Here is a 13,289-nt window from a genome sequence, read left to right as displayed (position 1 = left end):
TGGTTAGATCGCTCCACGCTTGCGCAGCAGATCCAACACCTGCTTGACGCTTTCTTCCAGCGTCAGCGACTGGGTGTCGATCACCAGGTCGGCATCCAGCGGCACGTCATACGGGAAGGATTCGCCCGGGATGTTGTCACCAGCAGCGGCGTACAGCCCTTGCGGATCACGCTGGGCGCAGACCGCTGGCGAGGCCTGGACATAGACCGTCAGCAAACGCTCCCGACCGATCAGGTCCTTGGCCTGCTCACGCCCTTCGGCGTTCGGCGCAACGAACGCAGCGAGGGTCAGCAAGCCGGCCTCGTTGAACTGACGGGCCACGTGGGCCGCACGACGCCAGTTCTCGGTGCGCCCGGCACGGTCCTGCGGCAGGCCTTTGTTCAAGTCATGGCGCAGATTCTGGCCATCGAGGACGAAGACTGCACGGCCCAGGTCGAACAACTTGCGTTCCACCGCATAGGCCAGCGTGCTCTTGCCGGCGCCCGACAGGCCACTGAACAAGACCGTGGCCGGTTGCTGGCCGAAGCGCTGGGCGCGTTCTTCAACCGACACATGAGCCAGTTTTCCGTGGTGCGTGCTGCTGCCATGGGCCAGCGGCTGGGCGACGATCATGCCGGCGCCGACCGTGCCGTTGGTCAGACGATCGATGACGATGAACGCGCCGGTGGTGCGGTTGCTCTCGTAACCGTCCAGGGCGATCGGTGCATCGAGGGCGATCTTCACCTTGCCGATTTCGTTGAGCTGCAGCGCGCTGGCCGGTCCCTCTTCCAGGGTGTTCACGTCAACCTTGTTGACGATGCTGGCAATCGAGCCCGGCACGTAGCTGGTGGCGCGCTTGATGTCGTATTTCTTGCCCGGCAGCATCGGTTCTTCGGCCATCCACACCAGCATCGCTTCGAAGCTGTCGGTCACCGGCGGCACGTTGTCGGCATGCACCAGCAGGTCGCCACGGGAGATGTCGATCTCGTCTTCCATGGTCAGCGTGACCGCCTGGCCAGGACCGGCGTGCTCCAGCTCGCCTTCGAAGGTGACGATGGATTTCACGCGGCTGCTCTTGCCCGACGGCAGCACCACCACTTCGTCGCCCTTGTGCACGATGCCGCTGGCGAGGGTGCCGGCGAAGCCGCGGAAGTTCAGGTTCGGACGGTTGACGTACTGCACCGGGAAGCGCAGGTCGGTGAAGTTACGGTCACCCGCCACTTCCACGGTCTCGAGGATTTCCATCAGCGACTGGCCGGTGTACCACGGCGAGCGCTCGGACTTGTTCACCACGTTGTCACCCTTGAGGGCAGACATCGGCACGAAGTGCATGCTGGTGGGCTTCATCTTCAAGCCTTCGGCGAACTTCAGGTAGTCAGCCTTGATCGACTCGAACACACCCTGGTCGAAGTCCTTGAGGTCCATCTTGTTGATGGCCACGACGATGTGCTTGATGCCCAGCAACGAGGCGATGAAGCTGTGGCGACGGGTCTGGGTCTGCACGCCGTAGCGGGCGTCTACCAGGATGATCGCCAGGTCACAGGTGGAGGCACCGGTGGCCATGTTGCGGGTGTACTGCTCATGGCCGGGCGTGTCGGCGATGATGAATTTGCGCTTGGCGGTGGAGAAGTAACGGTACGCAACGTCGATAGTGATGCCTTGCTCGCGCTCGGCCTGCAGGCCGTCCACCAGCAGCGCCAGGTCGATGTCGTCACCGGTGGTGCCGACTTTCTTCGAATCGCGGGTGATGGCTTCCAGGTGATCTTCGTAGATCATCTTGGAGTCGTGCAGCAGGCGCCCGATCAGGGTGCTCTTGCCGTCGTCGACGTTACCGCAGGTCAAAAAGCGCAGCAGCTCTTTACGCTCATGCTGGCCCAGGTAGGCGAGGATGTCCTCGCTGATCAAATCAGATTGATGCGACATGACAGCCCCTTAGAAATAACCTTGACGTTTTTTATCTTCCATCGAGCCTGCGCCATCGTGGTCGATGACCCGGCCCTGGCGCTCGGAAGTTCGCGTCAGGAGCATTTCCTGGATGATGTCCGTCAGGCTTTCGGCCTCGGACTCCACCGCGCCCGTCAACGGGTAGCAGCCAAGGGTACGGAAACGCACTTTCTTCTTGACGATGCGGGCCTTGTCTTCGTCGGACAGGTGCTCAAGGATGCGCTCGTCGTCGATCATGATCAGCGTGCCGTTCTTCTCGATCACTTCACGCTCGGCGGCGAAGTACAGCGGCACGATCGGGATGCCTTCGAGGTAGATGTACTGCCAGATGTCCAGCTCGGTCCAGTTCGACAACGGGAACACGCGGATCGACTCGCCCTTGTTGACCTTGCCGTTGTAGACGTTCCACAGCTCCGGACGCTGGTTCTTCGGGTCCCAGCGGTGCTTGCTGTCGCGGAACGAATACACGCGCTCCTTGGCACGGGATTTCTCTTCATCGCGACGGGCACCGCCGAACGCGGCGTCGAAACCATATTTGTCCAAGGCCTGCTTGAGGCCTTCGGTCTTCATGATGTCGGTGTGCTTGGCACTGCCGTGGGTGAACGGGTTGATGCCCTGGGCCACGCCATCCGGGTTCACGTGAGTGATCAGGTCCAGGCCCAGCTCTTCGACCATGCGATCGCGGAACTTGTACATTTCCTGGAATTTCCAGCGGGTGTCGACGTGCATCACCGGAAACGGCAGCTTGCCGGGGAAGAACGCCTTGCGTGCCAGGTGCAGCATCACGGCGGAGTCTTTACCGATGGAGTACAGCATCACCGGGTTATCGAACTCGGCGGCCACCTCGCGGATGATGTGGATGCTTTCCGCCTCCAGCTGTTTCAGATGCGTCAGTTTGTCGACCATGGCTACTCACGAAAACTTTCTTATGAACGGCCAGCGGGCCGTGTTCGAGCGGGGAATCCTAGCACAGCGACCTCTTCTAATCAGGGCGCCAACTAGATCGAAACAGCATATGGATATGCCTGGTGGTTCGGGTATTGCAATGCCCTCTGTGGGAGCCAGTGAACTCTGTGGGAGCAAAGCTTGCTCGCGATGACGTCGGCACATGCAACACCGCTATCGCGAGCAAGCTTTGCTCCCACAGGCCCGCTTCCACATTCAGTTCAGCGTTAGTCAGATGGGATTCGGACAATCGATGAAGATATGTTCCAGGGCAAAGCGTCGCGCCAGGTAATCGCCCAGCGCCTGCACACCATAGCGCTCAGTCGCATGGTGCCCGGCGGCGATGAAGCTGATGCCGTTTTCCCGCGCACTGTGGAATGTCTGCTCCGAGGCCTCGCCGCTGAGGTACAGGTCGACGCCTGCCAGCACGGCCTGGTCGATATAGCCCTGGCCGCCGCCGGTGCACCAGCCGACCCGGCGGATCATCTGCTCGCCTTCGATCAGCAAGGGCTCGCGCCCCATGGTTTCCTGGACCTTGCGCGCAAAGTCCCGCGCCGTCATCGGTTCGGACAGGGAACCGACCAGGCCGACAATCTTGGGGTTGTCCGGATCCAGCGGTCCCTCGACGGTGATGTCCAACTGACGGGCCAGTTGCACGTTATTGCCCACCTCGGGGTGCAGGTCCAACGGCAAGTGATAAGCCAGCAGGCTGATGTCATGCTTGAGCAACGTTTTCAGGCGACGTTGTTTCATGCCGGTGACACAGGGGTTCTCGCCCTTCCAGAAATAACCGTGATGCACCAGCACCAGGTCGGCCTCGGCCTCGACTGCAGCGTCGAGCAAAGCCTGGCTGGCGGTGACGCCACTGACAATGCGCATCACCTGGGGCGCGCCTTCGACCTGCAGGCCATTGGGGCAGTAATCGGCAATCCGGCTGCTCGCCAGGTAACGGTCCGTTTCTTCGACCAGGGTGCTCAGGGCTACGGCCATGAAAAGACTCCTAAATATCCCGTTCAGAGGCGCGCGCGGCCTCGTATAATGCGCGACATTATGGGCGGTCTCATACCGCCTGCAACCTTTGTAGGACGTGCTTAATGCTCAAGGCGCTGCGTTTTTCCGGCTGGCCGCTGTTGGCCGGCGTGCTTGTCGCTCTACTGATTATCCAGCGCTACCCGGAATGGGTCGGGCTGCCGAGCCTCGACGTCAACTTGCAGCAGGCGCCGCAAAGCAAGGCGGTGCAACAGGGGCCGGTGTCCTACGCCGATGCCGTGACCACCGCCGCGCCGGCCGTGGTGAACCTGTACACCACCAAGGTCATCAACAAACCCAGCCATCCGCTGTTCGAAGACCCGCAATTCCGGCGTTTCTTCGGCGACAACTCGCCCAAGCAGAAGCGCATGGAGTCGAGCCTGGGGTCGGGCGTAATCATGAGCCCGGAAGGTTATATCTTGACCAACAACCACGTCACCAGCGGTGCCGATCAGATCGTGGTGGCCCTCAAGGACGGTCGTGAGACCCTGGCCCGGGTGATCGGCAGCGACCCGGAAACCGATCTCGCGGTGCTGAAGATCGACCTCAAGAACCTGCCGGCCATTACCATCGGCCGCTCCGACAGCATCCGCATCGGCGACGTGACCCTGGCCATCGGCAACCCGTTCGGCGTTGGCCAGACCGTGACCATGGGCATCATCAGCGCCACCGGGCGCAATCAGTTGGGCCTGAACAACTACGAGGATTTCATCCAGACCGACGCCGCGATCAACCCCGGCAACTCCGGCGGTGCGCTGGTGGATGCCAACGGCAACCTTACCGGGATCAACACGGCGATCTTCTCCAAGTCCGGTGGCAGCCAGGGCATCGGCTTCGCCATTCCGGTGAAGCTGGCGATGGAGGTGATGAAGTCCATCATCGAACACGGCCAGGTGATTCGCGGCTGGCTGGGGATTGAAGTCCAGCCGCTGACCCAGGAACTGGCGGAGTCCTTCGGTTTGTCCGGGCGGCCCGGCATCGTGGTGGCAGGGATTTTCCGCGACGGCCCGGCGCAGAAGGCCGGCCTGCAGTTGGGCGATGTGATCCTGAGCATCGATGGCGAACCGGCCGGCGATGGCCGCCGCTCGATGAACCAGGTGGCGCGGATCAAGCCCACCGACAAGGTGACCATCCAGGTCATGCGCAACGGCAAGGAGCTCAAGCTCACCGCTGAAATCGGCCTGCGCCCACCGCCCGCACCAGCGGCGGTCAAGGAAGAGCAGTAAGCCGCAACAGCCCCCATCCCCGTGGCGAGGGGAGCTTGCTCCCGCTGGGCTGCACAGCAGTCCTGAACCTGCCACCGCAAAAACCCAGACTGATCGCATCAATCCTGTTGGGGCTGCTTCGCAGCCCTGCGGGAGCAAGCTCCCCTCGCCACGAAAACAGCGTCTGGCGCTACTTTTTCTGAAAATCAGGAATAGCATAAATTCTCATTAGTAGTGTTATATTGTTTCAATACTAAAAATTGGAACAACATAACATGTCATCCCTGAAACGGATTTCCGTTGCCAGCCTCGCCCTGGGTCTGCTCGGCGATCCCGCCTACGCCGAAGAAACCCAGCCCGTGGAACTGGACGCCATCAGCGTCACATCCGAGTACGAATCGCCCACCGGCCCCGTGACGGGCTACCGCGCCACCCGCTCCGCCAGTGCCACCAAAACCGATACGGCCCTGCGCGACATCCCGCAATCGATCAGCGTGATTCCCGCAAGCGTGCTCAAGGACCTGGGCAGCACCAACGTCGAACGGGCATTGGAATATGCCGGCGGCGTGTCGAAACAAAACAACTTCGGTGGCCTGACGCTCTACGAATACAGCGTGCGCGGCTTCACGACGTCGGAGTTCTACAAGGATGGTTTCAGCGCCAACCGCGGCTACCCAAGCACCCCGGACGCGGCCAACATCGAACGCATCGAAGTGCTCAAGGGCCCCGCCGCCAGCCTGTATGGGCGAGGCGACCCGGGTGGCACGGTAAACATCGTCACCAAGAAACCCCAGCCTGAAGCCTTCACCACCCTGCAGACCAGCGCCGGCAGTTGGGATCGCTATCGCACCGCGCTGGACGTCAACACGCCACTGGATACCGAAGGCCACTTGTTGTCGCGGGTCAACCTGGCGGTCGAGGACAATCACAGCTTTCGCGATCACGTCGACAGCAAGCGCGTCTTCGTCGCCCCTTCCATCAGTTGGCAGTTGAACCCCGACACGCGGTTGTTGGTGGAAAGCGAAATCGTGCGCCACAGCTCAACCTTCGACCGCGGCATCGTCGCCCCGGACAATCGCTGGAGCGGCGTTTCCCGCTCGACCTTTCTGGGCGAACCCAACGACGGCGATATCGACAATCACAACAACATGCTCCAGGCCGCCCTCGAACATCAGCTCAACGACACCTGGCAACTGCGCCTGGCCAGCCATTACAAACAGGGTGAACTCTGGGGTTTCGCCTCCGAAGCGCGCCCGCTGAACGCCGACGGCCATACGGTGAACCGCCGCTATCGCGAGCGTGACAACAATTGGCACGACAGCATCACCCAACTGGAATTGCGTGGCCTGTTCGACCTCGGCCCGTGGCAGCACGAACTGCTGATCGGCAGCGAATATGAGGACTACCGCAAGAACGAGCGCGTGACCACCATCGGCGGCGGCACCTACCCCATCGACATCTACCAGCCGATCTACGGCCAGCCGAAACCCAATGGTGCTCGTACCGGCACAGACTTCTTCGAACATGTGCAAAGCCGCGCGCTGAACCTGCAGGACCAGATCGTCTTCACCGACAAACTGCGGGGCCTGCTCGGCGTGCGCTACGAGCATTTCGAGCAGAGCATCGACGACCACACCCGTGATCGCACCAGCCGCCAGCGCCACGACGCCCTGACGCAACGAGCCGGCCTGCTGTATCAACTGACGCCCCAGGTGGGTCTGTTCGCCAACGCCTCCACTTCATTCAAGCCCAATAGCGGTCTGGATGCCGACGGCAAATCTTTCAATCCCGAGGAAGGCGTCGGCTATGAAGTGGGAATCAAGAGCGAATTGTTCGACGACCGCCTGAGCACCACCCTGGCGGCGTTCCATATAGAGAAGGAAAACGTCCTGAGCCCGGTCGCCGGGACCGACTTCAGCCGGGCCGTGGGCAAGGCTGGCAGCCAAGGCATCGACCTGCAATTCACCGGGCAAGTGACCGATGCCGTACGGGTGATCGGCGCCTTCGCCTACATCGATGCCGAAGTGACCAAGGGCGACCAGCAGATTCCCACCGGCAGCCGGATCCTCGGCGTCGCCAAACACAGCGGCAGCGTGCTGGGGGTCTACGAATTCCAGGACGGCCACCTGCGCGGCTCGGACGTCGGCGCGGCATTCACTTACGTTGGGGATCGCTCGGGCGAGGCCGGCAAGGATTTCGAACTGCCGGCCTACCACACAGTCGACCTGCTGGCCCATTACAAGGCCAGCGATGACGTCACCGTGGGCCTCAACCTGAACAACGTCTTCGACGAAAAATACTACGAGCGCTCCTACAGCAACTACTGGGTCACCCCCGGCGAGCCGCGCAACTTCACTGTCAGTCTCACCCTCGCGCTATAAAAGGAAAATCGACATGAAACACCCCAAGACCTTCGCCCTGCTCGGCCTGCTCCTGGCCACACAGGCCTCGGCCCATGGCCTGTGGACCGAACAGCGGCGCGGCAACATCGAAGTGGTCTACGGTCACGGTGCCGAAGACAACGCCTTCAAAGCGCAGAAAGTCAGCGGCGCCTGGGCCTATGACCTGGGCGGCAAGATGATCCCCGTCACCGTGGAGCGCCTGCCGGACCACGCCCGCCTGCAAACGCTCAAGCCGCCGGCCGTGCTGGCGGTGGCGCTGGACAACGGCATGTGGTCGCAGACCGCCGACAAGAAGTGGATCAACGAAGGCCGCAGCAAAGTGCCCGGAGCGATTGAATCGACCCACACGTTCAAGTACAGCCTGGCGATCTATGAGCCGGGGGCAAAACTGCCGGCGCTTGCACCGATCAAGTTCGTGATCCTGCCGGAAGTCGACCCGCTGACCGTCGGGCCGGGCCAGTCATTGCCGGTACGGGTGCTGCTGGATGGCAAACCGGCGGCCGGGGTGAAGCTGGTGGGCGACTACCGCAGCGCGCCAAACACCGTATCGACGGAAACTGACGCGGAAGGCCGGGCCAAGGTGTTGGTGCGCAACGAAGGCTTGAACGTGATCGCGGCGCAGATGGAAATTGCGCTCAAGGACGACAAGGACGTGGCCACGCGCGGCGTGTTCACCTCGTTGACCTTCCTCGGTGAACCGCATCACGAGTAACCCCCGAATCTATTGTGGGAGCGAGCCTGCTCGCGATGACGACAGATCAGCCAGCATTGAGGTTGACTGACACGACGCCATCGCGAGCAGGCTCGCTCCCACAGGGATCGCGGATATAAGGGAAATTTGAGTACACCAGCAATCCACTGTGGGAGCGAGCCTGCTCGCGATGAGGCCAGTACAATCGCCGCAAAACTCAAGCCGGGGTCAAGCACTCCGGCCCGTTGAGCTTCGGATCATTGACCATGTTGGCCAGCACTCGCTCGCGCAGTGGCGCCAGTTCGCTGGCCAGCAGCCCTTGCAAGGCATGCAGCGGGGTTGCGGGATCGAGCCACAGGCGCTGGCCTTCTTCGTCCAGGATCAATGGCCGACGTTGACCCGCCGCCGGTTGGGTGATGACCGCCGTGCTCAGCCACACCTGCTCCTGCACCGGATACGCCTCCCAGATCGCGGCAAAGAATAACGACGAACCCTCCCCCGGTGTCAGCCAGTACGGACGCTTGCGCGTGCCGCCACGCCATTCATAGAAACCATTGGCCGGCAGCAGGCAGCGGCGCAGGCGCAAGGCCTCACGGAACATCGGCTGCTCGGCCACGGTTTCAGCCCGGGCATGGGCCGGGGTGCGGGACAGGTCGGTCAGCCACGGTGGCGTCAAGCCCCAGCGCGCTCGGGCCAGTTCGCGCTGGCCATCGGCGCCGGCCCGCAGCATCAGCACCGAATCGTTGGGCGAAATATTCCATTGGGCCTTCTGATCGGCGGGAAAACCGGGCAGGGCCGCGAAGGCGGGGTTCCAGCGAAACAGGGCATAACGTCCACACATGGGGCAACACGACTCTTGATCAAACGGCCGCCAGCCTAGCAGACCAGCGTGCCGGGGTAACTGTCCGGTTCATCGCCGGGCAATGGCAGCGCGGCATTGTACTCGGCGATCAACTCCCGGGCGTATTGCGCCTGATCGTCCTCCACCGCCAGCCCCAACAGCCCGTGCATCGGCAGTTCCCCGGCACCGCCCAGCAGATCACGCCCCACCAGGTGCGCCGTGATGCCTTCGCTGGCGAGCATGCCTTGGAGCAACTCGCCTTCCATCAGATTTTCCAGCTCATAGATTCGTCGCATGGACGCCCCCATCACTCGTTTTCGCTAAAGACCTCGAGATGCCACTCTTCACCGTGGACCTGCAGTACAAAAGTTATCGGGCGACAACAGACCTGGCAGTCCTCGATATAGGTCTGATCGCCACCGGACAGATCCACCGAAGTCTCCACTTCCTCGCCACAATACGGACATTCATACAGAGCGGTTTCCAGCATCGCGGTCTCCCAGGTGACTTGTGCGTATAATCGCCGGTCTATTTGCAGGGCTATTTTTGTCTGGCTTATCTTCCAGACCGTGCCCCGTCGTTTTTTGATCGAACCTTTACTTACCCTAGCCGTTTCCAACAAGAGAGCATGATGGGCGAATTCGATGCCATCCGACCTTACGACGACAGTGAAGTCCCAGCGGTGCTGGCACGGCTGCTCGGCGACAAGGCGTTTCTAGATATCCTCACCCACTTCCGCTTCCCACGCCTGGCCGGCGCCTTCGGCTGGATGCTCAAACCCCTTATAGCGCAAAGATTGCGCCGTGAGTTCGCTGGTGTGACGTCGGTCGCCACGTTGCAGGACAAGGTGGAGTTCTACGTCGACCACACCATCGAGCGCGCCACCGATGGCGTGACCTACACCGGGGTGGAGCAATTCAAGTCGGGCAGTGCGTACCTGTTCATCGCCAACCACCGCGATATCGTGATGGACCCGGCCTTCGTCAACTACGCGGTGTACCACGCCGGCCTGCCGACGCCGCGCATCGCCATTGGCGACAACCTGCTGCAAAAGCCCTTTGTCAGCGACCTGATGCGCCTGAACAAGAGCTTCATCGTGCACCGCTCCATCACCGGACGCCGGGAAAAAATGGCGGCGTACCAATTGTTGTCGGCGTACATCAACCATTCGATCCGCAACGACTGCGCCTCGATCTGGATCGCCCAGGCCGAAGGGCGGGCCAAGGACGGTGACGACCGGACCGAATCGGCGATCCTCAAGATGTTCCACATGAGCCGCAAGGACGAGCCGTTCGGCGAGGTGATCCAGTCGCTGAACCTCACACCAGTGTCGATCAGCTACGAATACGACCCGTGCGACCAGGCCAAGGCCCGCGAGTTGTACATCCGCGCCACCACCGGCACCTACACCAAGGCGCCAGGCGAGGACGACGTGAGCATCGCCAAGGGCATCACCGGCTACAAGGGCCGGGTCCACGTGAACTTCGCCGCGCCGATCACCGAGTTCTACGAGGACACCAAGCAATTGGCCCAGGAGATGGACCGGCAGATTCTCGGCGGCTACCGGCTGTTCCCGGTGCATTACCTGGCCTACGCCCAATGGGCCGACGCCGACCCGCAGTTGCAGGTTCCGACAGCGGCCGAGGTGTTTGGCGCCGAAGAGCTGGCCAAGGCCGAACAGGAATGGCAACGCCGGCTGGACGCCTGCCCACCGGAACACCGGCCATTTCTGGTGCTGCAATATGCGACGCCGGTGCGTAATCAGTATCGGGTCAAGGCGGGGCTGGCGCTTTAAGCGATAGGTCTGAGGACAAGGGTTCCCCTGTGGCGAGGGAGCTTGCTGTGGCGAGGGGATTTATCCCCGCTGGGCTGCGCAGCAGACCCAAACCCTGACAGCTCGGTGAGTCAGGTCGATCACATCAAACCGATCAGGGCTGCTACGCAGCCCAACGGGGATAAATCCCCCCTCGCCACAGGTCCCCGATCAAAACGGCTACGCCATCAGAACTGCGTACTGATCCACGACACCAGCAACGCCAGCGCCAGGCAGCCAAAGCCAAACCGGTAGAAAAACCGGTTCATCCGCTGGGTGGCCAGGTCCAGCAGAGCTTCGAATCGTTCATTACCTTCGCGATTGCGCGCTTCAAGGCAGGCCCGCGCCCGTTGTTCACGGCGACGCGTGGCATGCAACACCCAACCACCCGGGCAGGCAAACAGCAACGCCAGCAGGTTGATCAGTTTGGCGGGGTGGGCGGCGAACAACGAAAGCAGATGCGACGACATCACGAACCTCAAGCGAAAAACGGACAGGACACATCCGGGCCTACGAACAGGGCGCGGATTCTACCGAAAGCCTGCCGCCCTGCGCCGTTTTTTCCGACCAGTAACGATCCCCTGCGGTGATGACCCAGTGATTTTGTGGCGAGGGGATTTATCCCCGCTGGGCTGCGAAGCGGCCCCAGGATTTCTGCAGCGCCCAAGAGCTTGCGAGTGCTGCGCACTCGAACGGGGATAAATCCCCTCGCCACAAGAGAAAGGTTCAATCCATCATAATTCTTTGCGTCACGGTTTCGTCATCTGATTAGGCCACTCTGTCGCCCTTCAAACTTGCCCGGAACCCGTCATGCTGCACGCCGAAAACCAGGATCGCCTCTATCTCATCAGCCCGAGCGACGAACAACAGAACCTCGTCGACAGCCTGTCCTTCAACGTGCAGGACCGACATTGGCTGGTGTATTGCGCCCTCGGCGGCCATCAACATGCCGACCTTCCAGAGACCGACCTGCTGACCGGGATCAGTGTGCTGGAGCTGTATTCCCAGGCAGCCTGAGAATATCACCCATAAAAAACCCCTGTGGGAGCAAGGCTTGCCCGCGATGGCGGTGGATCAGTCAATACTAAAGTGGCTGACACTCCGCTATCGCGAGCAGGCTCGCTCCCACAGGGGTTATCGGACGTATTACTTACTCTGCCAGCACCTGGCCAATGGTCGGGTCCTTGAACAGCCGGGTCAGGGCATCGCTCAAGACGTCGCTGACCAGCTTGGTGTTGGTGTCCTGGTTAGGTGCCATGCCGAAGCGCTGGTCCAGGGAAGCACCGTAACGACCACTGTAGCGGCGGTTGGCGTTCTGCACGTCGGAGCGGAAGGTCGCGCCGATGGTGGCTTCGGTCACGTACATGCCTTCCTTGGGCGACTGGTACTTGAGCTCGGCCAGGGTCACGGTCAGTTGCGGGGCATTCAAGGCATTGGCGGTCGGCGTGAAACCGAGCAAACGCACCGCGGCTTCAGCCTGGGCCTGCAGCTTGGGCAGGATCTGCGCGCCCTGCACCGTGATCACGCTGGTTTCCGGATACAACCCGCCACGGGTGCCGAGCGTCGGCGACGGACGACCGTCCACGACCCGCACCACCACCGGTTGGCCACGACCCACAGGCGCCAACTGGGCGTTGAGCTTGGGCTCCGGGTTAAGTTGTTGCGGGCTGTGGGCGCAGCCGACGAGGGTCAGACTGGTCACAGCGATCAAACCGAACAACAGGCGTTGCAACATGCTCTTCTCTCCAGAATCGGGCACAAACAAGCCGGCAGTATAGCGGTGCGCCATCGCCGTGAACCAGATGTCTGACACGGGCCGTGGCTGCCGGTTCCTGTCACCCCATTGTCACGGTCCTTACACCGGCATGTCATGGCCCGCTGTCAGGCTTATCCCAAGCTCCCTGACCCGGTATTCGATCATGCGCTTCCTTATTTCCCTGTTCACCCCACGCCCACATCACCGCAGCTTCGCCCTGCTCGATCGCAATGGCCGTTGCCAGGCATTCAAGCAATGTAGCCTGCAACCCATGGGCGAAGGCTGGGTGGAAATCGACGAGATTCGTCTCAACTGGTTGCACCAGCCATTGCCCGCCAGCGCCCGCGTGCAACCGCTTAGTGCTCGCCCACGCAACCGACAGCTGTTGACCATCTGACCAGACGGCTAATAAAAGTCATTAAACACGACCATTTCCCTGCGTTTCTTCGATACAATCTCCCCCCGATTATAAGGACGTCTCCTGATCGGGCCTCGCAACACCGCTGATGCGCTGGTATTGGCACCCCGCAACGCCCACAGAGAGCCGCCCACACAGATCGAGTGAAGCTGGCGCGCTTGCTGTTCTTCAGGCAAATCCCCACTTTTCGCGAATCTGCAGAGCTGTCATTACGCTCGGTCACTGAGCTGTCTGCCCGTTTTGCCTGTCATGTACTACATGGGGGC

At 61.4% G+C, this 13,289-nt stretch carries 14 protein-coding genes; 6 read left to right on the top strand and 8 right to left on the bottom strand.

The features are described from left to right. Positions 1-3 precede the first annotated feature (3 nt). From cysN to GN234_RS23430, 3 genes are all read right to left on the bottom strand, one after another. Complete coding sequence (gene cysN / locus GN234_RS23440; protein WP_109754883.1) at positions 4-1,902, bottom strand: sulfate adenylyltransferase subunit CysN; 1,899 nt, start codon at positions 1,900-1,902, stop codon at positions 4-6. A gap of 9 nt (positions 1,903-1,911) precedes the next feature. Continuing rightward, entirely contained in the window at positions 1,912-2,829 is a 918-nt protein-coding gene (gene cysD / locus GN234_RS23435; RefSeq protein ID WP_003178041.1) for a sulfate adenylyltransferase subunit CysD, read from the bottom strand. Positions 2,830-3,099: 270 nt separating this feature from the next. Then, the gene (locus GN234_RS23430) at positions 3,100-3,858 is read right to left on the bottom strand and encodes a Nif3-like dinuclear metal center hexameric protein (RefSeq protein WP_176689149.1); all 759 of its coding nucleotides are present in this window, start codon (positions 3,856-3,858) and stop codon (positions 3,100-3,102) included. A gap of 104 nt (positions 3,859-3,962) precedes the next feature. Between GN234_RS23430 and algW the strand changes: the two genes are divergently transcribed. The 3 genes from algW to GN234_RS23415 all read left to right on the top strand — a co-directional run bounded on the left by algW (position 3,963) and on the right by GN234_RS23415 (position 8,216). Then, positions 3,963-5,123: a Do family serine endopeptidase AlgW gene (algW, locus tag GN234_RS23425; protein ID WP_109754886.1), complete on the top strand. Its 1,161-nt coding sequence runs from the start codon at positions 3,963-3,965 to the stop codon at positions 5,121-5,123. Positions 5,124-5,377: 254 nt separating this feature from the next. Next, positions 5,378-7,483, top strand: coding sequence for a TonB-dependent siderophore receptor (locus tag GN234_RS23420; protein ID WP_176689148.1), 2,106 nt, complete (start codon positions 5,378-5,380; stop codon positions 7,481-7,483). Positions 7,484-7,496: 13 nt separating this feature from the next. Next, entirely contained in the window at positions 7,497-8,216 is a 720-nt protein-coding gene (locus GN234_RS23415; protein ID WP_176689147.1) for a DUF4198 domain-containing protein, read from the top strand. 196 nt (positions 8,217-8,412) lie between these two features. Here the strand turns inward: GN234_RS23415 and GN234_RS23410 are convergent, their stop codons facing one another. The 3 genes from GN234_RS23410 to GN234_RS23400 are packed head-to-tail and all read right to left on the bottom strand — an operon-like array spanning position 8,413 to position 9,526. Continuing rightward, entirely contained in the window at positions 8,413-9,036 is a 624-nt protein-coding gene (locus tag GN234_RS23410) for an SOS response-associated peptidase (protein WP_176689146.1), read from the bottom strand. 35 nt (positions 9,037-9,071) lie between these two features. Beyond that, a complete protein-coding gene (locus GN234_RS23405; protein ID WP_109754941.1) occupies positions 9,072-9,332 on the bottom strand; it encodes a putative signal transducing protein in 261 nt (86 codons plus the stop codon). A gap of 11 nt (positions 9,333-9,343) precedes the next feature. Then, positions 9,344-9,526, bottom strand: coding sequence for a CPXCG motif-containing cysteine-rich protein (locus GN234_RS23400; RefSeq protein WP_109754890.1), 183 nt, complete (start codon positions 9,524-9,526; stop codon positions 9,344-9,346). Positions 9,527-9,664: 138 nt separating this feature from the next. Between GN234_RS23400 and GN234_RS23395 the strand changes: the two genes are divergently transcribed. After that, entirely contained in the window at positions 9,665-10,831 is a 1,167-nt protein-coding gene (locus tag GN234_RS23395; RefSeq protein WP_109754891.1) for a 1-acyl-sn-glycerol-3-phosphate acyltransferase, read from the top strand. A gap of 206 nt (positions 10,832-11,037) precedes the next feature. On the opposite strand, the gene GN234_RS23390 is transcribed toward GN234_RS23395, so the two are convergent. After that, a complete protein-coding gene (locus tag GN234_RS23390; RefSeq protein ID WP_109754892.1) occupies positions 11,038-11,319 on the bottom strand; it encodes a hypothetical protein in 282 nt (93 codons plus the stop codon). A 340-nt stretch (positions 11,320-11,659) separates the two neighbouring features. Between GN234_RS23390 and GN234_RS23385 the strand changes: the two genes are divergently transcribed. After that, on the top strand, positions 11,660-11,866 hold the full coding sequence (locus GN234_RS23385) for a hypothetical protein (RefSeq protein ID WP_047735959.1): 207 nt from the start codon (positions 11,660-11,662) through the stop codon (positions 11,864-11,866). Between the two features lie 133 nt (positions 11,867-11,999). Here the strand turns inward: GN234_RS23385 and GN234_RS23380 are convergent, their stop codons facing one another. After that, positions 12,000-12,584: a YajG family lipoprotein gene (locus GN234_RS23380; RefSeq protein ID WP_003205489.1), complete on the bottom strand. Its 585-nt coding sequence runs from the start codon at positions 12,582-12,584 to the stop codon at positions 12,000-12,002. A gap of 184 nt (positions 12,585-12,768) precedes the next feature. Between GN234_RS23380 and GN234_RS23375 the strand changes: the two genes are divergently transcribed. Then, on the top strand, positions 12,769-13,002 hold the full coding sequence (locus GN234_RS23375) for a hypothetical protein (protein ID WP_109754893.1): 234 nt from the start codon (positions 12,769-12,771) through the stop codon (positions 13,000-13,002). Positions 13,003-13,289 lie beyond the last annotated feature (287 nt).

The organism is Pseudomonas bijieensis, assembly GCF_013347965.1.
GTDB classification, from domain to species: Bacteria; Pseudomonadota; Gammaproteobacteria; order Pseudomonadales; family Pseudomonadaceae; genus Aquipseudomonas; species Aquipseudomonas bijieensis.
This window is presented reverse-complemented; position numbering and strand designations above follow the sequence as displayed.

Coding starts and splice junctions, on each gene's coding strand:
- GN234_RS23385 (WP_047735959.1), top strand. CDS start 11,660: ATGCTGCACGCCGAAAACCAGGATCGCCTCTATCTCATCAGCCCGAGC.
- GN234_RS23380 (WP_003205489.1), bottom strand. CDS start 12,584: ATGTTGCAACGCCTGTTGTTCGGTTTGATCGCTGTGACCAGTCTGACC.
- GN234_RS23395 (WP_109754891.1), top strand. CDS start 9,665: ATGATGGGCGAATTCGATGCCATCCGACCTTACGACGACAGTGAAGTC.
- GN234_RS23410 (WP_176689146.1), bottom strand. CDS start 9,036: ATGTGTGGACGTTATGCCCTGTTTCGCTGGAACCCCGCCTTCGCGGCC.
- GN234_RS23405 (WP_109754941.1), bottom strand. CDS start 9,332: ATGCGACGAATCTATGAGCTGGAAAATCTGATGGAAGGCGAGTTGCTC.
- GN234_RS23400 (WP_109754890.1), bottom strand. CDS start 9,526: ATGCTGGAAACCGCTCTGTATGAATGTCCGTATTGTGGCGAGGAAGTG.
- GN234_RS23375 (WP_109754893.1), top strand. CDS start 12,769: ATGCGCTTCCTTATTTCCCTGTTCACCCCACGCCCACATCACCGCAGC.
- GN234_RS23420 (WP_176689148.1), top strand. CDS start 5,378: ATGTCATCCCTGAAACGGATTTCCGTTGCCAGCCTCGCCCTGGGTCTG.
- cysD (WP_003178041.1), bottom strand. CDS start 2,829: ATGGTCGACAAACTGACGCATCTGAAACAGCTGGAGGCGGAAAGCATC.
- GN234_RS23430 (WP_176689149.1), bottom strand. CDS start 3,858: ATGGCCGTAGCCCTGAGCACCCTGGTCGAAGAAACGGACCGTTACCTG.
- cysN (WP_109754883.1), bottom strand. CDS start 1,902: ATGTCGCATCAATCTGATTTGATCAGCGAGGACATCCTCGCCTACCTG.
- GN234_RS23390 (WP_109754892.1), bottom strand. CDS start 11,319: ATGTCGTCGCATCTGCTTTCGTTGTTCGCCGCCCACCCCGCCAAACTG.
- GN234_RS23415 (WP_176689147.1), top strand. CDS start 7,497: ATGAAACACCCCAAGACCTTCGCCCTGCTCGGCCTGCTCCTGGCCACA.
- algW (WP_109754886.1), top strand. CDS start 3,963: ATGCTCAAGGCGCTGCGTTTTTCCGGCTGGCCGCTGTTGGCCGGCGTG.